Source organism: Pseudomonas sp. SMV71 (assembly GCF_052042015.1).
Lineage (GTDB): Bacteria > Pseudomonadota > Gammaproteobacteria > Pseudomonadales > Pseudomonadaceae > Aquipseudomonas.
Window position 1 is genome coordinate 62,827 of record NZ_JBKGGU010000017.1, and the last position, 20,613, is coordinate 83,439.

General features: G+C 64.5%; 8 protein-coding genes. 4 read left to right on the top strand and 4 right to left on the bottom strand.

Translation table 11 applies throughout. The features are described from left to right. The first annotated feature begins 52 nt into the window (after nt 1-52). Nucleotides 53-835 (top strand): substrate-binding periplasmic protein, encoded by a 783-nt coding sequence (locus ACLEJQ_RS18405; protein ID WP_440797305.1) that lies wholly within the window; start codon nt 53-55, stop codon nt 833-835. A 64-nt stretch (nt 836-899) separates the two neighbouring features. Next, nucleotides 900-1,913 (top strand): GNAT family N-acetyltransferase, encoded by a 1,014-nt coding sequence (locus tag ACLEJQ_RS18410; protein WP_440797189.1) that lies wholly within the window; start codon nt 900-902, stop codon nt 1,911-1,913. Between the two features lie 132 nt (nt 1,914-2,045). On the opposite strand, the gene ACLEJQ_RS18415 is transcribed toward ACLEJQ_RS18410, so the two are convergent. Next, nucleotides 2,046-2,594 carry an RNA polymerase factor sigma-70 gene (locus tag ACLEJQ_RS18415; protein WP_245144341.1) on the bottom strand — a complete coding sequence of 183 codons (549 nt, stop codon included), beginning with the start codon at nt 2,592-2,594 and terminating at the stop codon, nt 2,046-2,048. A gap of 269 nt (nt 2,595-2,863) precedes the next feature. Here ACLEJQ_RS18415 and ACLEJQ_RS18420 point away from each other — a divergent pair, with 269 nt between their 5' ends. Next, nucleotides 2,864-15,847 (top strand): non-ribosomal peptide synthetase, encoded by a 12,984-nt coding sequence (locus ACLEJQ_RS18420; protein WP_440797191.1) that lies wholly within the window; start codon nt 2,864-2,866, stop codon nt 15,845-15,847. Between the two features lie 197 nt (nt 15,848-16,044). Continuing rightward, a complete protein-coding gene (locus ACLEJQ_RS18425; protein ID WP_440797193.1) occupies nt 16,045-16,851 on the top strand; it encodes an alpha/beta fold hydrolase in 807 nt (268 codons plus the stop codon). A 342-nt stretch (nt 16,852-17,193) separates the two neighbouring features. On the opposite strand, the gene dsbG is transcribed toward ACLEJQ_RS18425, so the two are convergent. From dsbG to dsbD, 3 genes are read right to left on the bottom strand one after another with little or no spacing between them, the layout of a single operon-like run. Next, nucleotides 17,194-17,961, bottom strand: a complete 768-nt coding sequence (dsbG, locus tag ACLEJQ_RS18430) for a thiol:disulfide interchange protein DsbG (protein ID WP_440797195.1) — start codon at nt 17,959-17,961, stop codon at nt 17,194-17,196. Next, nucleotides 17,937-18,806 carry a prolipoprotein diacylglyceryl transferase family protein gene (locus ACLEJQ_RS18435; protein WP_440797197.1) on the bottom strand — a complete coding sequence of 290 codons (870 nt, stop codon included), beginning with the start codon at nt 18,804-18,806 and terminating at the stop codon, nt 17,937-17,939. The genes dsbG and ACLEJQ_RS18435 overlap by 25 nt, the downstream gene beginning before the upstream one ends. Continuing rightward, nucleotides 18,806-20,533, bottom strand: a complete 1,728-nt coding sequence (dsbD, locus tag ACLEJQ_RS18440; protein WP_440797199.1) for a protein-disulfide reductase DsbD — start codon at nt 20,531-20,533, stop codon at nt 18,806-18,808. Before dsbD ends, ACLEJQ_RS18435 begins: the two co-directional genes overlap by 1 nt. Nucleotides 20,534-20,613 lie beyond the last annotated feature (80 nt).

Below are 20,613 nucleotides of genomic sequence, written 5' to 3' on the forward strand. Positions count from 1 at the left end.
TATTGATGGGTACTCTTGGGGAGTGGTTATCTTGACGTTTTCACCGATGGGGATGACCTCGCGTGTGCTGCTGGCCGCGCTGGTCGCCTTCCTGGCCTTGCAGGTCCAGGCGGCGCAACTGGTACGGATCGGCGCGGCACATTTTCCGCCTTACACCGTGCGTCCTGAAAACGGCGCCGATACCGGTCTGCTTCCCCAGTTGGTGGAAAATCTGAACCGGTTGCAGACCGACTATCAATTCGTCCTGGTCCCGACCTCGATTCCGCGCCGTTTCAATGACTTCAAACAGGGTCGGGTCGATATGGCGATTTTCGAGAACCCGGACTGGGGCTGGCAGGACGTGCCTCATACCGCCGTGGACATGGGGCTGGAGGATGCGGAAATCTTCGTCACCCAGCGCCACCCGGATCGCCAGCAAAGCTACTTTTCCGACTTGCGAGGCAAGCGCCTCGCCCTGTTCAGTGGCTACCACTACGCCTTTGCCGAATTCAACGCCGACCCCAAGTACCTCGCCGGCCAGTTCAACGCCACGTTGACGTATTCCCACGACAGCAACCTGCTGATGGTGCTGCGCGGACGTGCGGACATCGCCCTGGTGACCCGTTCGTACCTGAACGACTACGTGTTGCGCAACCCTGAAGTCGGCCCCCAGTTGCTGGTGTCCGAACGGATTGACCAGCTGTATCACCATTACGCGTTGATCCGGCCGCAGGCGCCCATTACCAGCGAAGCCTTCGGACAGCTGCTGCAGAAATTGCGGGACAACGGTCAGTTGCTGAAGATTTTCAAGCCCTACCAGATCGAACTGGTACCCACGCACAACCATTCGACCTGAGACTAAATTTCCCATCCTGGCTCACGTCCCACGTTGACTACCGACGAATACGCGAGCTCCTTCCATGTCCAACCTCAATCATCCGGCGGCGCTACCGCTGCCGGGCGGGCGCCGTCTCGGCGCCGATGAAACCGAACGTCACCTGAGCCTGATGCTCGAAGGGGCGCCGCTGATCCGGTTGCGCCTGGAGCGCGACCCGGAGTTGCGGCTGCATTTGCAGGAACTCAATGATCGACCGGTGGGCCCGGCGCTGTGGGCGGCCTGTTACTGGCTGTTTGCCCGTGATCCGGACTGCCAGCGGCTGCTCTGGCACCTCAACGAGCGTCCCGGGGAAGCCTTGCTCAGCGGATTGCTGACGGCCACCGGGCGTCCCGGCGAATACGTCTGCGAACGCACCATGTTCTGGCAACTGCCGCAGCCCTGGCTGGGGGAATCGTTCAGCGGCAGCTACCCGCAGCAGATGATCATCAGTGACGGCCGGCGCCACCCGCGTCGGCCCATGAAACCGCGCGGTGAAGTGTATCGGCGTTTCGACGCCCGGCTGGGGGCCTGGGTGTCCTTGCGCACCCTGGAAATCGAGCAGGACCTGGTGCGATTCAACCGCTGGCAGAACAGCCCGCGAGTCGCGGCCTTCTGGCAGGAGGAGGGCAGCCTGGAGCAGCACCGCGAGTATTTGAACAAGCTGCAGCACGATCCTCGGGTCCTGACCCTGATCGGCTGCTTCGATGACCATCCGTTTGGCTATTTCGAAGCCTACTGGGCCAAGGAAGATCGAATCGCGCCGTTCTATGAAGCCCGGGACTACGACCGCGGCATTCACATGCTGGTGGGCGAAGAGCAGCACCGCGGGCCGCATAAAGTGGCGAGCTGGCTGTCAGCGCTGGTGCATTACCTGTTCCTCGATGACCCGCGCACCCAGCGTATCGTGGCCGAGCCCCGGGCCGACAACGCCCGGATGATCGGGCACCTGCACAATCAGTGTTTCCACTGTGAAAAGGAATTCGACTTCCCCCACAAGCGCGCGGCGCTCATGATTTTGGGGCGTGAGCGGTTTTTTGATCGGTGTGGGTTGGTGTGAGGGGGGCAGGGTCTTAGGGCCTCATCGTCGGATCGCCGCCCGGAGCAAGCTCGCTCCCACAGTTTTCGTGGTCGCTGAAGACCTCTGTGGGAGCGGGCTTGCTCGCGATAAGGCCGGTAAAACCACCGCAAGTTACCGCCGGGCGAAGGTATCCCCCCGAACCCCCGACACCTTGCGGCAATGCACCAGCGCGTCGCGGATCATGAAGTTCACCAGGGTCGGCGAGACACCCAGTTCCTTGGCGATGTCCTTTTGCGGCACGCCGTGCAGGCGGTACATCTCGAAGGCGTAGCGAGTGCGGCTGGGCAATTCGGTCAGCGCGTCGGCAATGTGCTCCAGGGTGGAAAAGTTGATGTGGGAGGTTTCCGGCGAAGCACCCTGGATCACCACGTTCAACCCTTCCTCTTCCGGACCCGAATATCGCTGTTCCAGCGCCTGTTTGCGGTAGTGGTCGATCGCCAGGTTGCGCACGATCTGGAACAGGTAGCTGAGCTGGGCCTTGAACGAAGAGGTGATCTGCGGCGCCGATTGCAGCCGGAAAAACGCGTCCTGCACCACATCTTCCGCACGCGACCGGCAACCGGTGATGCGTGCGGCAATCTTGACCAGGATCAGCCGGTTATCAACGAAGGCCTGGAGTAACGGTGAGTTGCACCTGCTTGTGGATACTTGTTCCGTCATGGAATTCACCTTGCTGCAAATAGTTAGCAGGACCGGGGATGTCAGAGCCGTCCTACACATCGAGCGCCAAATTATTCTTAATGATAATTATTGTCAATTGAGAAAAAGAATTATTGATCCGGGAAAAGTCCAGCGCGAGGTCCGCGACCCATTGCCGCGGCACCGTACCGCCCACGGGCGGGTCCAGGGGCTTGCCGACTAATTATCCGGCGCTGTTATCCGTTCCCATGGGTGACTACTTGCAAGCCGAATTTCAGGCAGGAATCCCCATGACCGACGCGTTCGAACTCCCCAGCACCCTGGCTCATGCCCTCCAGCGCCGCGCCGCGTTGACGCCGGACCGGGTGGCCTTGCGCTTCCTTGCCGACACCCCGGAGCTGGGCGTGGTGTTGAGTTATCGCGATCTGGACCTGCGCGCCCGGACCATCGCCGCCGCCTTGCAGGCCGAAGCGGCGGTGGGCGAGCGTGCGGTGCTGCTGTTTCCCAGCGGTCCGGACTACGTCGCGGCGTTCTTCGGCTGCCTGTACGCCGGGGTGATCGCGGTGCCGGCCTACCCGCCGGAATCCACTCGTCGTCATCACCAGGAGCGGCTGTTGTCGATCATTGCCGACGCCGAACCGCGCCTGCTGCTCACCAGCAGCGATCTGCGTGAGCCGTTGCAAGCCATCGAATCGGCGCCACCGGTGCTGTGCGTCGACAGCCTTGACCCGACACTCGCCGAACGATGGTTGGCGCCGAGCCTGCGAGACGATGACATCGCGTTCTTGCAATACACCTCCGGTTCCACAGCCTTGCCCAAGGGCGTGCAGGTCAGCCACGGCAATCTGGTCGCCAACGAGGCCTTGATCCGCCACGGTTTCGGCATCGACCTCAATCCCGATGACGTGATCGTCAGCTGGTTGCCGCTGTATCACGACATGGGTCTGATCGGCGGCTTGTTGCAGCCGGTTTTCAGCGGTGTTCCTTGCGTATTGATGTCTCCGGCGTATTTCCTCGCACGGCCCCTGCGCTGGCTGGAAGCGATCAGCGAGTACGGCGGCACCATCAGTGGCGGGCCGGACTTCGCCTATCGCTTGTGCAGCGAGCGGGTCAGCGACTCGGCCTTGCAGCGGCTCGACCTGAGTCGTTGGCGCGTGGCCTATTCGGGCTCCGAGCCGATCCGCCTGGACACCCTGGAACGCTTTACCGAAAAACTCGCCCCGTGCGGCTTCACCCCGGACAACTTCATGGCGTCCTATGGGCTGGCCGAGGCCACCTTGTTCGTCGCCGGCACGCCGCGGCGCCAGGGCATTCCTTCGCTGCGGGTGGACGACGGGGCGCTGGCACAGAATCGCATCGAGCCGGGGCAGGGCAGCGCGGTGATGAGTTGTGGTGTCAGTCAGCCTGGACATGCGGTGCTGATTGTCGAGCCCAACACGTTACAGACCCTGGCTGACAACCAGGTTGGCGAAGTCTGGGCCTGCGGGCCGAGCATCGCCCATGGCTACTGGCGCAACCCCGAGGCCAGCGCGAAGAGCTTTGTCCAACGCGACGGCCTGACCTGGCTGCGCACCGGCGACCTGGGCTTTATGCGTGACGGCGAACTGTTCATCACCGGACGCCTGAAGGACCTGTTGATCGTGCGCGGCCACAACCTCTATCCCCAGGACATCGAGCAGACCATCGAGCGCGAAGTCGAGGTGGTGCGCAAGGGCCGGGTGGCGGCGTTCGCCGTCGATGACGATGGCGAGGAAGGCATCGGCATTGCCGCGGAAATCAGTCGCAGCGTACAGAAGATCCTGCCGCCGCAAGCCTTGATCAAGACCATTCGCGAAGTCGTCGCCGAAGCCTGCCAGCAAGCTCCGAGCGTGGTCGTGCTGCTCAACCCCGGTGCCTTGCCCAAAACCTCCAGCGGCAAGTTGCAACGCTCGGCCTGCCGGACCCGACTGGCGGACGGCAGCCTCGACAGTTATGCACTGTTTCCCTCGGTCGAGGTTGAGCAAGTCCGTGAGAGCGGCCCGTCGTCAGCGCTGCAGACGTTGATCGGCCAGGTCTGGTGTGAAGTGTTGCAGATCCCACAGGTCCAGGCCGACGATCATTTCTTTCTGTTGGGCGGCAATTCCATCGCCGCGACCCAGGTGATTGCGCGATTGGGCGAAACCCTGGGACGGACGCTGAACCTGCGCCTGTTGTTCGAAGCCCCGACCCTGGCAGCTTTTGCGACGGCGGTGGGCGCCCGGCAACAGGACGGCAGCCAGGCCCAGGGTCCGATCAACGCCTTGCCACGCCACGCAGCCTTGCCGCAATCCCTGGCCCAGAACCGTTTGTGGATCACCTGGCAGCTCGAGCCTGACAGCTGCGCCTACAACATCCCCGGCGCCTTGCAGTTGCGCGGAGAATTGGATGAAGACGCACTGCGCGGCAGTTTCCAGCAATTGATCGAGCGCCACGAATCCCTGCGCACACGCTTTTTGGAGCGCGACGGGGTGGCGTTGCAGCAGGTCGACCCGGCCGGCGAATTCACCTTGCAGGTGATCGAACTCAACGACGTGCCGACCGAGCAGCGCCAGGCCCGGGCACGCCAGCTACGCGATGAAGAAGCGGGCAAACCGTTCGATCTGGAAAACGGCCCGCTGCTGCGCGTCACCCTGTTGCGCCTCGATGACGACGATCAGCAGTTGTGGGTGACGATGCACCACATCATCGCCGACGGCTGGTCGATGAACGTGCTGGTGGAAGAGTTCGCCCGGCTCTACGCCGCCGCCTGCCAAGGCCAGCGCGCCGAGCTGGCGCCGTTGCCGTTGCACTATGCCGACTACGGCAGTTGGCAACGTCAGTGGCTTGCCCAGGGCGAAGCCGAGCGTCAGCTGAGCTACTGGAAGCAACAATTGGGCGACGAGCATCCGACGTTGGCGCTGCATACCGATCATCCGCGCAGCGCACAGCATCACCGCAGCGCCAGCCGTCACAGCCTGCGTCTGGACAAAGGTCTCGGTGACGCATTGCGGGCACTGGCCCAGGCCCATGACGCGACGCCGTTCATGTTGTTATTGGCAGCATTCCAGGCCTTGCTGCAACGCTACACCGGTCAGTCGGACCTGCGCATCGGCGTGCCCAACGCCAACCGCCCGCGTCTGGAAACCCAGGGGCTGATCGGCTTTTTCATCAACACCCAGGTGTTGCGCGGGCAGGTCGAGGCCCGGCAGTCATTCGCCGCTCTGCTGGCCCAGGCCCGGGAAGCGACGCTCGGAGCCCAGGCTCATCAGGACTTGCCATTCGAACAATTGCTCGAAGCCTTTCCCCAGGCGCGGGAGCAGGGCCTGTTCCAGGTGATGTTCAACCACCAGCAGCGTGACCTGAGCGCCTTGCGGCGCCTGCCGGGGCTGCTGGCCGATGAGCTGCCGTGGCACAGCCGCGAAGCCAAGTTCGACCTGCAATTACACAGTGAAGAGGATCGCAACGGTCGGCTGACCCTGTCGTTCGACTACGCCGATGAATTGTTCGAGGCGGCGACCATCGCCCGCTTGGCCGAGCATTACTGCAACCTGCTGCGGGCGGTGTGTGCCGATCCGCAGCAAGCCATCGGTGACCTGCCGTTACTGACCGCGCAAGAGCAAGTCCAGCAGCAACACTGGTGCGAGTCACCCTGTGCACCGGCCAGCCAATGGCTGCCGGAACTGTTTAACGAACAGGCCCGACGCACGCCGCAACGGACCGCGCTGCTGTGGGACGGCGGTCGCCTGGAGTATGCCGAGCTGCACGCCCAGGCCAACCGACTGGCCCATTACCTGCGTGACAAAGGGGTTGGCCCGGATGTGCGGGTGGCGATTGCCGCCGAACGTTCGCCGCAACTGATCATTGGCGTGCTGGCGATCATCAAGGCCGGCGGCGCCTACGTGCCCCTGGATGCCGATTACCCGGCCGAACGCCTGGCCTTCATGCTCGGTGACAGCGGCGTCGATCTGCTGCTGACACAAACCGAGTTGCTCGGGCGTTTGCCTGCCTGCGAGGGGGTCACTGTGATAGCCCTGGATGCCCTGCACCTGGAGCAATGGCCGAGCAACCCGCCGGGCCTGCACTTGCATGCCGAGCACCTGGCCTACGTGATTTACACTTCCGGCTCGACCGGCCAGCCCAAAGGCGTCGGCAACACCCATGGCGCGCTGGCCGAGCGTCTGCAATGGATGCAGGCCACCTACGGCCTGGATGAAACCGACGTGCTGATGCAGAAGGCCCCGATCAGTTTCGACGTGTCGGTGTGGGAATGTTTCTGGCCACTGATCACCGGCAGCCAGTTGGTCCTGGCCGGCCCCGGCGAACACCGGGATCCGCAACGCATCGCCCAACTGGTCGAGCTGTTCGGCGTGACCACGCTGCACTTTGTGCCGCCGCTGCTCAGGCTGTTTGTCGACGAACCCTTGAGTGCTCGATGCACCAGTCTGCGCCGGGTGTTTTCCGGCGGCGAAGCCTTGCCCGCCGAGTTGCGCAACCGCGTGCTGGCGCAACTGCCGGGGACGCAACTGCACAACCGCTACGGCCCCACCGAAACCGCGATCAACGTCACCCACTGGCACTGCACCGAGGCCGATGGCGAGCGCTCGCCTATTGGTCGGCCGCTGGGCAACGTGCGGTGCTACATCCTCGACGACGACTTCAATCCGGTTCCGGCTGGCGTGCCGGGCGAGCTGTGCATCGGTGGCCTGGGCCTGGCCCGGGGTTACCTCGGGCGCCCAGGCCTGAGCGCCGAGCGTTTCGTCGCCGACCCGTTGGGCCCGGCCGGTGCGCGGTTGTACCGGACCGGCGACCGGGCGGTCTGGACCGCCGACGGGGTGATCGAATACCTCGGCCGCCTCGATCAGCAGCTCAAGCTGCGCGGCTTCCGAGTCGAGCCGCAGGAGGTCGAAGCGCAGCTGCTGGCGCAGGGCGACGTGGCCCAGGCGGCGGTCCTGTTGCGCGACACCGCAGCCGGCCCGCAACTGATCGGCTACTACACCGCACCGGATTGCACGCAAGACGCCGACGAGCTGAACAGCCGGCTCAGGGCGGCGTTGGCCGCCCAACTGCCGGACTACATGGTGCCCGCGCAGTTGCTGCGCCTGGACGCCATGCCCCTGGGGCCGAGCGGCAAACTCGACCGGCGGGCCTTGCCCGAACCGCAATGGCAAGTGCGCGAACACGTCGAACCGGTCAGCGCCCTGGAGCAGCAGCTCGCCGCCATCTGGCGCGACGTGCTGGGGCTTGCGCGTGTCGGCCTGCGGGACGATTTCTTCGCCCTGGGCGGCCATTCGTTGCTGGCGACGCAGATCATCTCTCGCACCCGCCAGGGCTGCGATGTCGAGCTGCCCTTGCGGGCGCTGTTCGAGACCAGCGAACTGGGCGCCTTTGCCGAGCACGTGCGCTCGATCCAGGCCAGCGGCCAGACCAACCGGCAGCCGCCGATCGAGAAAGTCGACCGCAGCCAACCGGTGCCGTTGTCGTACTCGCAACAGCGCATGTGGTTCCTCTGGCAGATGGAACCGGACAGCCCGGCCTACAACGTCGGCGGCATGGCACGCCTGCGCGGAGTATTGGATGTCGGGCGTTTCGAGGCAGCGTTGCAAGCGTTGATCCTGCGCCACGAAACCCTGCGCACCACGTTCCCGAGCGTCGACGGCGTCGCCCGGCAACAGGTGCACGCCGAGACGGGGCTGCGCATGGACTGGAAGGATTTCTCCAGGCTGGCCGCCGAGGTTCGCGAACAACGGGTAAAGGCGCTGGCCGACAGCGAAGCCCATCGGCCGTTCAACCTGGAAACCGGGCCGCTGTTGCGCGTCTGTCTGGTCAAGACTGGCGAACACGAGCACTACCTGGTGCTGACCTTGCACCACATCGTCACCGAGGGCTGGGCGATGGATATTTTTGCCCGGGAGCTGAGCGCGCTGTACGAAGCCTTTGTCGATGATCGCGAATCGCCCCTGGAGCCCCTGCCGGTGCAGTATCTGGACTACAGCGTCTGGCAGCGCCAGTGGCTGGAATCCGGTGAGCGCCAGCGCCAACTCGATTACTGGACCGCGCAACTGGGCCGCGAGCATCCGTTGCTGGAATTGCCGGCCGACCGTCCGCGTCCGCCGGTACAAAGCCATCGCGGCGAACTGTTCCGCTTTGACCTCAGTGATGATCTGGCGGCCCGAGTGCGGGCTTTCAATGCGCAACGGGGCCTGACCCTGTTCATGACCATGACCGCCGCCCTGGCCGTGCTGCTCTATCGCTACAGCGGCCAGACTGACCTGCGCATCGGCGCGCCGGTCGCCAACCGTATCCGTCCGGAAAGCGAAGGGTTGATCGGTGCGTTCCTCAACACCCAGGTGCTGCGCTGTCAGCTCGACGGACAGATGTCGGTGGGCGAGTTGTTCGAGCAGGTACGCCACACCGTGATCGACGGCCAATCCCATCAGGACTTGCCCTTCGACCATCTGGTGGAAGCCCTGCAACCGCCACGCAGCGCAGCCTACAACCCGTTGTTCCAGGTGATGTGCAACGTCCAGCGCTGGGAGTTCCAGCAGAGCCGCACGCTGGCCGGCATGACCGTCGACTACCTGGTCAACGATGCCCGGGCCACCAAGTTCGACCTCAACCTGGAAGTCACCGAACTGGACCAACGCCTGGGCTGCTGCCTGACCTACAGCACCGATCTGTTCGACGAACCACGCATCGCTCGCATGGCCGGGCATTGGCGCAACCTGCTTGAAGCGCTGATGGCCGATCCGGCTCGCCGGCTCAGCGAGTTGCCGATGCTGGAGGCCGATGAACAGCAGCAGATGCTCGACAGCCTCGCGGCAGAACCGGGCGAGCAGCGTCTGGATCAGTGCCTGCACGAGTTGTTCAGCGAGCAGGCGCAGGCCCGGCCGGATGCACCGGCCCTGACCTTTGCCGGGCAGACCCTGAGCTACGGCGAGCTGGAGCGTCGCGCCAATCGCCTGGCCTGGATGCTGCGCGAGCGTGGCGTCGGGCCGCAGGTGCGGGTGGGCCTGGCCCTGGAGCGCTCGTTGGAAATGGTCATCGGTCTGCTGGCGATCCTCAAGGCCGGTGGTGCGTACGTGCCACTGGATCCGGAATACCCGCTGGACCGCTTGCACTACATGATCGAGGACAGCGGGATCGGTCTGTTGCTCAGCGACCGGGCGATGTTCCAGGCCTTGGGAGCGCTGCCGGACAGCGTCGGGCGCTGGTGCCTGGAAGACGACGGCGAGGCCTTGGCGCAATACCCGGACCAGGCCCCGCCGCAGCTTAACCTGCCGCAACACCAGGCCTACCTGATCTACACGTCCGGCTCAACCGGCAAGCCCAAGGGCGTAGTGGTGTCCCACGGTGAAATCGCCATGCACTGCCGGGCGGTAATCCAGCGTTTCGGCATGCGTCCGGACGACTGCGAACTGCATTTCTATTCCATCAATTTCGACGCGGCCACCGAGCGCCTGCTGGTGCCGCTGCTCAGTGGCGCCCAGGTCGTGCTGCGGGCCCAGGGGCAGTGGGACGCCGAGCAAATCTGCGGGTTGATCCGCCAGCACCGGATCAACATCCTCGGTTTCACCCCCAGCTACGGCAGCCAGTTGGCGCAGTGGCTGGCGACCCAGGGGCAAACCCTGCCGGTGCGCATGTGCATTACCGGCGGTGAAGCGCTGACTGGCGAACACTTGCAGCGGATTCGCGCCGCGTTCACGCCGAGCCTGTTCTTCAATGCCTACGGCCCCACCGAGACTGTAGTCATGCCGTTGGCGAGCCTGGCACCGGAGCAGTTGGAGGAGGGCGCGGGCAGTGTGCCGATCGGCAGCGTGATCGGCGCACGGCGGGCCTATATTCTCGACGCCGAGCTGGCCGTGGTGCCCCAGGGCGCGCCTGGTGAGCTGTACGTCGGCGGAGCGGGCCTGGCCCAGGGTTACCACCAGCGTCCGGGCCTGACTGCGGAGCGCTTCGTCGCCGACCCGTTTGGCGCCGACGGCGGACGGCTGTACCGCACCGGCGACCTGGTGCGCCAGCGCACCGATGGCCTGGTGGAGTATCTGGGACGAATTGACCATCAAGTGAAGATCCGTGGTTTCCGCATCGAACTGGGGGAAATCGAAACCCGCCTGCTGGAGCACGCCACGGTGCGCGAGGCTGTGGTGGTGGCCCTCGACACGCCGGCCGGCAAGCAGTTGGTCGGCTATCTGGTGGCCGAGGGCGGTCAGGACACCGAGCAGCAAGCGATGTTGCGCGAAGCCTTGAAGCAGCACCTCAAGGCACAGCTACCGGATTACATGGTGCCGGCCCACCTGATCCTGTTGGCGAGCATGCCACTGACCGCCAACGGCAAACTCGACCGCCGGGCGCTGCCGTTGCCGGACCCTGAGCTCAGTCGCCAACACTACGTGGCGCCCAGCAATGCCCTTGAGCAGACCCTGGCGAGCATTTGGTGCGAAGTGCTGAACGTCGGCCAGATCGGCCTCCATGACAATTTTTTCGAGCTGGGCGGCGATTCGATTCTGTCGATCCAGGTCGTCAGCCGTGCGCGGCAGCAGGGCATCCATTTCACGCCGCGCGATCTGTTCCAGCACCAGACCGTGCAGACGTTGGCTGCCATCGCCAGCCACAGCCCGCAAGTGAGCGCCGAGCAGGGGCTGCTGACGGGTGAGTCTGCGCTGACGCCGATCCAGCATTGGTTCTTCGACCAGCCGATTGCCAATCGGCATCACTGGAACCAGGCGCTGTTGCTGGAGCCGGCCAGTGTCCTGGAACCGCAAGCGCTGGAACAGGCCCTGCGTGCGGTCTTCCAGCATCACGACGCCTTGCGCCTGGGCTTTGCCGAAGTCGCCGGGCACTGGCGCGCCGAGTACCGGCCGTTGACCGACGCCACCCTGTTGCAGCAGCTGAGCGCAGACGCCGCTGAGGCTTGCGAAAGCAGCTTCGCCGAGGCCCAGCGCAGCCTGGATCTGCCCGACGGGCCGCTGCTGCGAGCCGTGCTGGCGCAGTTGCCCGATGGCCGGCAACGGTTGCTGATCGTCATCCATCACTTGGTGGTAGACGGTGTGTCGTGGCGGGTGCTGATGGACGACCTGCAAACCGTTTACCGGCAGATCGGCGCCGGCCAAGCGCCCGAACTACCGGCCAAGACCAGCCCGTCGCGGGACTGGGCGGCACGCTTGCAAGCCTATGCCGCAAGCGAGTCCCTGCGCGAGGAACTGGGCTGGTGGCAGGCTCAGTTGAGCGGCCCGCAGGTCGCGTTGCCTTGTGCGCGACCTGACGGCGCCATGGCAGAGCGGCACGCTGAAACCGTCAGCGTGCGCCTGGACGCCGAGCGTACCCGGCAACTGCTGCAACAGGCGCCGAGCGCCTATCGCACCCAGGTCGACGACCTGCTGCTGACTGCACTGGCCCGCGTGGTGTGCCGCTGGAGCGGGCATGCCTCGGCACTCGTCCAGCTCGAAGGCCATGGTCGCGAAGCGCTGTTCGACGATATCGACCTGACCCGCACCGTGGGCTGGTTCACCAGCGCGTATCCGGTACGTCTGAGTCCGGCGGATGAAGACGTTGGCGCCTCGATCAAAGCCATCAAGGAACAACTGCGCGCCGTGCCGCACAAAGGCCTGGGTTATGGCGTGCTGCGTTATCTCAGTGACGCGCCGACGCGCGCCGCCATGGCCGGGTTGCCGCAGGCTGCGATCACGTTCAACTACCTGGGCCAGCTCGACCAGACCCTGGGCCGCGAGGCGCTGTTCCAGCCATTGAACGAGCCGCTGGGCGCGATCCATGACCCCGATGCGCCGCTGCCCAACGAGCTGAGCGTCGACAGTCAGGTCAGCGGTGGCGAGTTGGTGCTGCGCTGGACCTTCAGCCGCGAACGCCATGCCAGGAACACCATCGAGACCCTCGCCGACACTTACCTCGAAGAATTGCAACGGTTGATCGCCCATTGCCTGACGGACGAGGCGGGCGGTCTCACACCGTCGGACTTCCCCCTGGCGAATCTGACCCAGGGCCAGCTCGACAGCCTGCCGGTGCCGGCCGGGCAGATCGAAGACGTCTACCCATTGACGCCGATGCAGGAGGGCATGTTGTTGCACACCCTGCTGGAACCGGGCACCGGCCTGTACTACATGCAGGACCGCTACCGCATCAACAGCGAACTGGACCCGCAGCGCTTCGCCCAGGCGTGGCAGGCCGTCATCGCTCGCCACGAGGCCCTGCGCGCCTCGTTCTGCTGGAACGTTGGCGAAGACATGCTGCAAATCATCCATAAACCGGGTAGCACCGCGCTGGATTATCTCGATTGGCGCCAAGTGCCCGAAGACCAGCAGGAATCCCGCCTGCAAGCCTTGCTCAAGGGCGAGCGCGAAGCCGGCTTCGATCTGTTGAACCAGGCGCCGTTCCACCTGCGACTGATCCGGGTCGGCGCGGCGCGCTACTGGTTCATGATGAGCAACCACCACATCCTCATCGATGCCTGGTGCCGTTCGCTGCTGATGGATGACTTCTTTGAGATCTACAGCGCCCTGGGTGAGCAGCGTGAGCCGCAACTGGCCGTGCCGCCGCGCTATCGCGACTATATCGGCTGGCTGCAACACCAGAGCCTGGCCGAGGCCCGGCAATGGTGGAAGCGCAACCTGCAAGGTTTCGAGCGGACCACGCCGATCCCCAGCGACCGTCCGTTCCTGCGCGAACATGCCGGTGACAGCGGTGGCATGATCGTCGGTGATTGCTACACCCGCCTCGACGCCCGGGACGGTGTGCGTCTGCGGGAACTGGCCCAGGCCCATCAACTGACGGTCAACACTTTCGCCCAGGCCGCGTGGGCCCTGGTGCTGCGCCGGGTCAGCGGTGATCGGGACGTATTGTTCGGCGTCACCGTGGCCGGGCGACCGGTGGAACTTCCGCAGATGCAACGCACCGTGGGCCTGTTCATCAACAGCGTCGCGTTGCGGGTGCAGATGCCCGAGGCTCATCAGCCTTGCAGCGTGCGGCAGTGGCTTGGCGGCTTGCTGGACAGCAACATGCAGTTGCGTGAGTACGAGTACCTGCCGCTGGTGAACATCCAGGAGGCCAGCGAGCTACCCAAGGGCCAGCCGCTGTTCGACAGCCTGTTCGTGTTCGAGAACGCCCCGGTGGAGGTTTCGGTACTGGACCGTGCCCAACGTCTCAACGCGACCTCTGACTCAGGGCGCACCCACACCAACTTCCCGTTGACGGCGGTCTGCTATCCGGGGGATGACCTGGGGCTGCACCTTTCCTATGACCAGCGTTACTTCGATGAACCGACGGTCCAGGGACTGTTGGCGCAGTTCAAGCGTCTGCTACTGGCGTTGATGGACGGTCTGCACGGCGACATGGCCGAGCTGCCGTTGATTGGCGCCGAGGAACGGGAGTTTTTGATCGACGGCTGCAACCAGAGCGAGCAGGCCTATGCCCTCGATCGCAGCTACGTCGAGCTGTTCGAGGCCAATGTCGCGGCCTATCCACAGCGCACCGCCGTCACCTGCCTGGACGTCAGCTACAGCTACGCGCAATTGAACGAATGCAGCAACCGCCTCGGCCACGCCCTGGTCGAGCTGGGGGTAGGCCTGGATCAACCGGTGGCGTTGCTGGCCGAACGGGATGCGCAGTTGCCGGGCATGATCATCGGCAGTTTCAAGGCCGGTGCCGGCTACCTGCCGCTGGACCCGGGCCTGCCAGGTCAGCGCCTGAGCCGTATCATCGAGTTGAGCCGCACGCCGTTGCTGGTCTGCACCCGGGCCTGTCACGCCCAGGCGTTGGCCCTGCTCGATGAATTCGCCTGTGCCGGGCGGCCGAGATTGCTGGTCTGGGAAGACGTCCAGGCCAGTGACGTTTCGTCGCAAAACCCCGGCATCTACAGCGGGCCGGACCATCTGGCCTACGTGATCTATACCTCCGGCTCCACGGGTCTGCCCAAGGGTGTGATGGTGCAGCAGCGTGGCATGCTCAACAACCAGCTGAGCAAAGTGCCGTACCTGGCGCTGAGCGAAGCCGATGTGATTGCCCAGACCGCGTCCCAGAGTTTTGATATTTCCGTGTGGCAGTTCCTCGCCGCGCCGTTGTTCGGTGCCCGGGTGGACATCGTGCCCAACGCCATCGCGCACGACCCGCAAGGGCTGCTCGAACACGTCCAGCGCCAGGGCATCACGGTGCTGGAAAGCGTGCCGTCGCTGATCCAGGGCATGCTGGCCCAGGCGCGCATCGGCCTCGATGGCCTGCGCTGGATGCTGCCTACCGGTGAAGCGATGCCGCCGGAACTGGCCCGTCAATGGTTGCTGCGTTATCCGGATATCGGTCTGGTGAACGCCTACGGCCCGGCCGAATGTTCCGATGACGTGGCGTTCTTCCGCGTCGACATGGCCTCGACCCATGGCACTTATCTGCCGATCGGCACACCGACCGACAACAACCGCTTGTACCTGCTCGACGACGCACTGGACCTGGTGCCGCTGGGCGCCGTTGGCGAGCTGTGCGTGGCGGGCACCGGGGTGGGGCGCGGTTATGTCGGCGATCCGCTGCGTACTGCACCGGTGTTCGTGCCCAATCCTTTTGGCGCTGCGGGCGAGCGGCTGTATCGCACCGGCGACCTGGCCCGGCGGCGCCGCGACGGCGTGCTGGAATACGTCGGGCGCATCGACCATCAAGTGAAGATTCGCGGCTATCGCATCGAGCTGGGCGAAATCGAAGCGCGGTTGCATGAACAGCCGGAGGTGCGCGATGGCGCGGTCGGCGTACAGGAGGGCGCCAATGGCAAGTATCTGGTGGGCTACCTGGTTGCCGCCGACTCGGCGCTGAGCCCGGCCGAACGCCTGGAGCGCATCAAGCAACGCCTGCGTGCCGAGTTGCCGGAGTACATGGTGCCGCTGCATTGGCTGTGGCTCGAGCGCTTGCCGCTCAACGCCAACGGCAAGCTCGACCGCAAGGCTCTGCCAGCCCTGGAGATCGGCCAGTTGCAAAGCCAGGACTACCAGGCCCCCGGCAATGCCCTGGAGCAGACCCTGGCCGACATCTGGGCCCAGGTGCTGAGTGTCGAACGGGTGGGCGTGCGGGACAACTTCTTTGAACTGGGCGGCCATTCGCTGCTGGCGACGCAGATCGCCTCACGGGTGCAACAGGTGTTGCAACGCAACGTGCCGCTGCGGGCGATGTTCGAGTGCAGTACGGTGCAGGAACTGGCGGCCTACATAGAGGGGCTGGCAGCCGGTGAAATCACTGAGGAGAAGGTGGATCGGTTGAATGATCTGATGGCGGAGTTGGAGGGGTTGTAGTTTTACTGTGCCTATAAGGACCTCATCGCGAGCAGGCTCGCTCCCACAGGGGACTGGTCGGTGACGCAAGCCCTGTGTGGAGCGAGCCCGCTCGCGATGGCATCAGCCCAGGCACTGAAAAGCCCAAGGTTGACGTCTGGCCCGGCACGGCTCAGTCTCCCCAGGGTTTTTTCTACTCTCAAACAAGGAGGTCTCTGATGCCCATCGCGATGATTGACGGACAACCCCTTAATTACCTGGACCAAGGCCAGGGCCCGGTGGTGTTGCTGGGCGGCAGCTATCTGTGGGACCACACCATGTGGGCGCCGCAGATCGAGGTGCTGTCCAGGGAGTACCGGGTGATCGCTCCGGACCTGTGGGGCCACGGCCAGTCCGGGCCGATGCCTGAGGGCATGAGTTCGCTGAACGACCTGGCCCGTCAGATGATGGAGCTGCTGGATTATCTGAGCATCGACCGCTTTCACCTGGTGGGGCTTTCGGTTGGCGGGATGTGGGGCACGCGGTTGGCGCTGGCGGCGCCTACGCGGATCCAGTCGCTGGTGTTGATGGACACTTACGTGGGCGTCGAGCCGGAGCAGACCCGTCAGTACTACTTTTCGCTGTTCGACAAGATCGAAGCCAGTGGCAGCATCCCCGAGCCACTGCTGGACATTATCGTGCCGATCTTCTTCCGGCCGGGCATCGATCCACAGTCGGCGCTGTACCAGCAGTTCCGCGCCACCCTGGCCGCGCTGCCGGCGGATCGCCTGATCAACAGCGTCGTGCCGCTGGGGCGGATCATTTTCGGCCGCGACGACATGCGGATGCGCCTGCATGAACTCAACGCCCAGCGTACCCTGGTGATGTGCGGCGACCAGGACAAACCCCGGCCGCCGTCCGAGGCGCTGGAAATGGCCGAAATGATTGGCTGTTTGCATGTGCTGGTCCCGGACGCGGGGCATATTTCCAACCTGGAGAATCCGGAGTTCGTGACCGAGGCATTGCTGAAGGTTTTGCGTAGCTGACCCACCGCTATCGTCGGATCGCCGCCCGGAGCAGGCTCGCTCCCACATTTACACCTGTGGCTCAGGTTTCGGGGGGGCCGCAAATCCCCTGTGGGAGCGCAATACCGGTCACTTAAGGACGTCACCGCCCCGTGGCGAGGGAGCTTGCTCCCGCTGGGCTGCGTAGCAGCCCCAAAAGCTTGGGACCGCTGCGCGCTCCAGCGGGAGCAAGCTCCTTCGCCACGACAGGTGATAAATCTTTAGTGAACAGCATTACCTGTGGGAGCGGGCTTGCTCGCGAAAGCGGTGGATCAGTCTGGATAGATTTTGGATGTGCCGCCGTATTCGCGAGCAAGCTCAGTGTTACTTCGGCCCGAGAATCTTCACCAGTTTGTCCGGTGACGGCGCTCCTTGCTGTTGCTGCAGTTCACCTTTGTCATCCAGGTAGAAAATCGCCGGGGTGGCGGACAGTTCCAGTTCGTCCATCAACTGTTGGTTGGCATCGAGTTTCGCCTGGATCGCCGGCGGGATGTCCTTGAGCGGTTTCAAGGCGCTGCCCTTGCCGGCCTTTTCATGGGTTTCCAGGGCTTTCTCCGGCTCTTTTGCCGCAAGCAACGCGGCGGATTTGCCCGGGCTGTCTTCGCGGATGATGCCCACCATGATGTGCCGCAGCTGGACCTTGCCGGCCTTGACCCAGGGCCGTGCCTGTTCCCAGAACATATTGCAGTAGGGGCAGTTCGGATCACTGAACAGGTACACCGTGCGTGGTGCGTCCTTGTTGCCATCGGCGATCCAGTTGCTGCGCTCCATCTTCGCCCAGATTTCCTTCGCCATCGGGGCATACACCAGTTTTTGCAGTGGCTCGGCGCTCAAGTCCTTGCCGTCGGCGTCGTACAGATTGCCCAGCAGGACGTGTTGCCCGTCCGCCGTCAGGTACAGGGTCATGCCACGGTTCTGGTACTGCGCCGCATAACCGCGCAAGCCGCCCGGTGCCTCGAAACTGCCAATGATTTTCGCGCCCTTGGCTTCGATCTTCTTGATGGCCGCGGGCAGCTCTTCGGCCTGGAGCAGCGGAGCCTGCGCCAGTGCGGCGATAACGGCCAGGGTCAGCAGGTGGCGGAGGCGGGGCATGGGGATTTCCTTATGGTGGAGTGGGGTGCCGTGGTCGAACCCGGCGTGTCGAAGTTTTCCAGGGCGCGGGCCAGGCTCGCCTCTGACAGTTCGCCCAGGTGGCTGCCCAGCAGGCGGCCATCGGCGCTATAGAACAGGGTGGTCGGCAAGGCCATGGAACCGACCGCCTGGCCGAGGCGACCGCTGCCGTCGAACAGCACGTTGGTCAGGCTCAAGCCTTGGGTGGCCAGGAAGGTACTGACGCTTTGCATGCTTTCGGCCTGGTTGACGAACAGGAACGTCAGGTCCGGCCGTTGCTGTTGCGCGGCTTCCAGCACCGGCATTTCCCGCCGGCAGGGTGGGCACCAGGTGGCCCAGAGATTGATTACCAGGGGCCCGCCTTGATAATCGGTGAGTTTCACCGTCGCGCCGTCGGCGTTGCGCAGGTTGATCTCCGGTAGCCGCGTGCCTTGCTCGTAGATCGTCAACGACAGCGTCGCCAGCAGCCAGAACAGCAAGCCGCTGCCGACCCCGAAACCCATTGGCCGGCGCAGGGCTGGCCGGCGTCGGGCCCACAGCAACGCCGCAAGCACCAGCACAACGATGCCCGGCCAGGCGAGGAAGCCGCCATCGCGCAGATCGACGATCTGCCACAGGTCGTCCTGGTAATGCCGCCAGTAGGCCGCGACAAACCCGACTCGCGCGGCCAGGAGCCCCAACAGGAACAGCACGAACAGCACCGACTCGGGATTTTCGCCACCGCGCCTGGCCACCCGCCAGCCAACCAGGGTCGCCAGCGCCAGGGCGCTGATCAGCAGCAAATGATTTAGCGCGATGGCAAAAGTGCCCAGGGTCAGGGTCAGCATCAGCGCGCGTCCCGGGTGCGATTCCAGCGCTCAAGAAAATCCCCGGCGTTGATCTCGCCGGTGATTCGCTGATTGCGACGCTCCTGGCCGTCGGCACCGATCCATAACAGGCTGGGCGGCCCGGGCACCTGGTAGCGGCTGAGCAATTCACGGCTGGCGGGGTTGTCGGCGGTCACGTCCAGGCGCAGCAGGCGCACGCCTTTGAGGACGTCCAGCACGTCGGCGCGACCGAACACCTGTTTCTCCATGATTTTGCAGGACACGCACCAGTCGGCGTAGTAATCCACCAGCACCCACTGGCCCTGGGCCTTGGCCGCGTCCAGTTCCCGTTGCAGCGCGGCGGGCTCGCTGATCGTGACGAAGGCGTCGTGCACGCTGACGGTCGCGTTGCCCTGGCCGCCGGTGTAGACCTTCAGCGGTTGGAACAGATCGTCACTGCCACCGGCGGCGCCCACTACCAGCACGCTGCCCCACAGGCCGAACAGCAGTGACGCACTGCCGCAGGCATAGGCCATGCGCCCGAATCCTTCGGTCTGGCGCCAGGCGCTGTAGGCAGCAATCAGCAACAGCACGCCCCACAGCCCGACCCACAGCGAGCCGTCGATCACCGGGCGAATCATCAACAGTGCGGTGCCCAGGAACAAAAAGCCGAACACGCCCTTGACCAGGTCCATCCAGGCGCCGGGCTTGGGCAGGAAACGGTTGCCCACGGTGACCAGCAGCAACAGCGGCAGGCCGATGCCGACGCCCATGGCAAACAGGATCAGCCCGCCATGCAGCGCGTTGCCGCTCTGGGCGATGTACAACAGCGCGCCGGCCAGCGGCGCGGTCATGCACGGGCCTACCAACAGCCCGGACAGCGCGCCGAGAATCCCCGCGCCCAACAGACTGCCGCCGCGCCGCTGGCGACCGGCGTTCTCCAGGCGGTCGCGCAGGGTGGCCGGCAATTGCAATTCGAAGAAACCGAACATGGGCAGGGCCAACACCACGAACACTGCTGCGAACGCGCCCAGCAGCCAGGGTTGTTGCAGCAGCGCCTGCAAGTTGGCCCCCAGCAGCGCGGCAAGTACGCCCAGGGCGGCATACACCAAGGCCATGCTGATCACGTAGCTGCCGGCCAGCGCCAGGCCCCGCCGGGGCCCGGCGCCGCTGCCCACCACCAACCCGGCCAGGATCGGCAGCATGGGCAGGGAGCAGGGGGTGAACGCCAGCAGCAGGCCGAGGCCGAAGAACACCAGCAGGCTCCAACCCAGGGCCCGTTGTTGCAGACCGCTGGCCAGGGCTTGGTCCGGCGCTTCGCCGCCGGCAACGACTGGCGCATTTCCACCGAGGTCGACCACTTGGGTCTGGGGCGGATAACACAGGCCAGCGTCGGCACAGCCCTGGAAGCCGACCTTGATCTTGCCGGTCGCACCGGCGGGGATCTTCAGCTCCAGGGCCTGGCGATAAACTTGCTGGTCGCCGAAAAACTCGTCGCTGTGAGCCTCACCCTCCGGCAACATCGGTTTCTGCCCATCGGCGAGGCCGTCGAACTTGAGTCGCTGCTGGTACAGGTAGTAACCATCGGCAATCTGCCAGAACAACTGGGTTTCGCCGGAGTCCAGGCGTTCGGAGGTGAACACGAAAGCCTTTTCCACCGGCAGGAATTCGGGTTTGGTCTCGAAGGGATTCGCAGCCTGGGCCAGGCCCGACAGCAACAGCAGCCACAGCAAAAACAATCGACGCATGGATAAAGCCTTAGAACGAAGCAAGTGGAACGCACGATGGCGGCTGGCGATTAACCGTCGATTAACCGCCGGTTGACCCC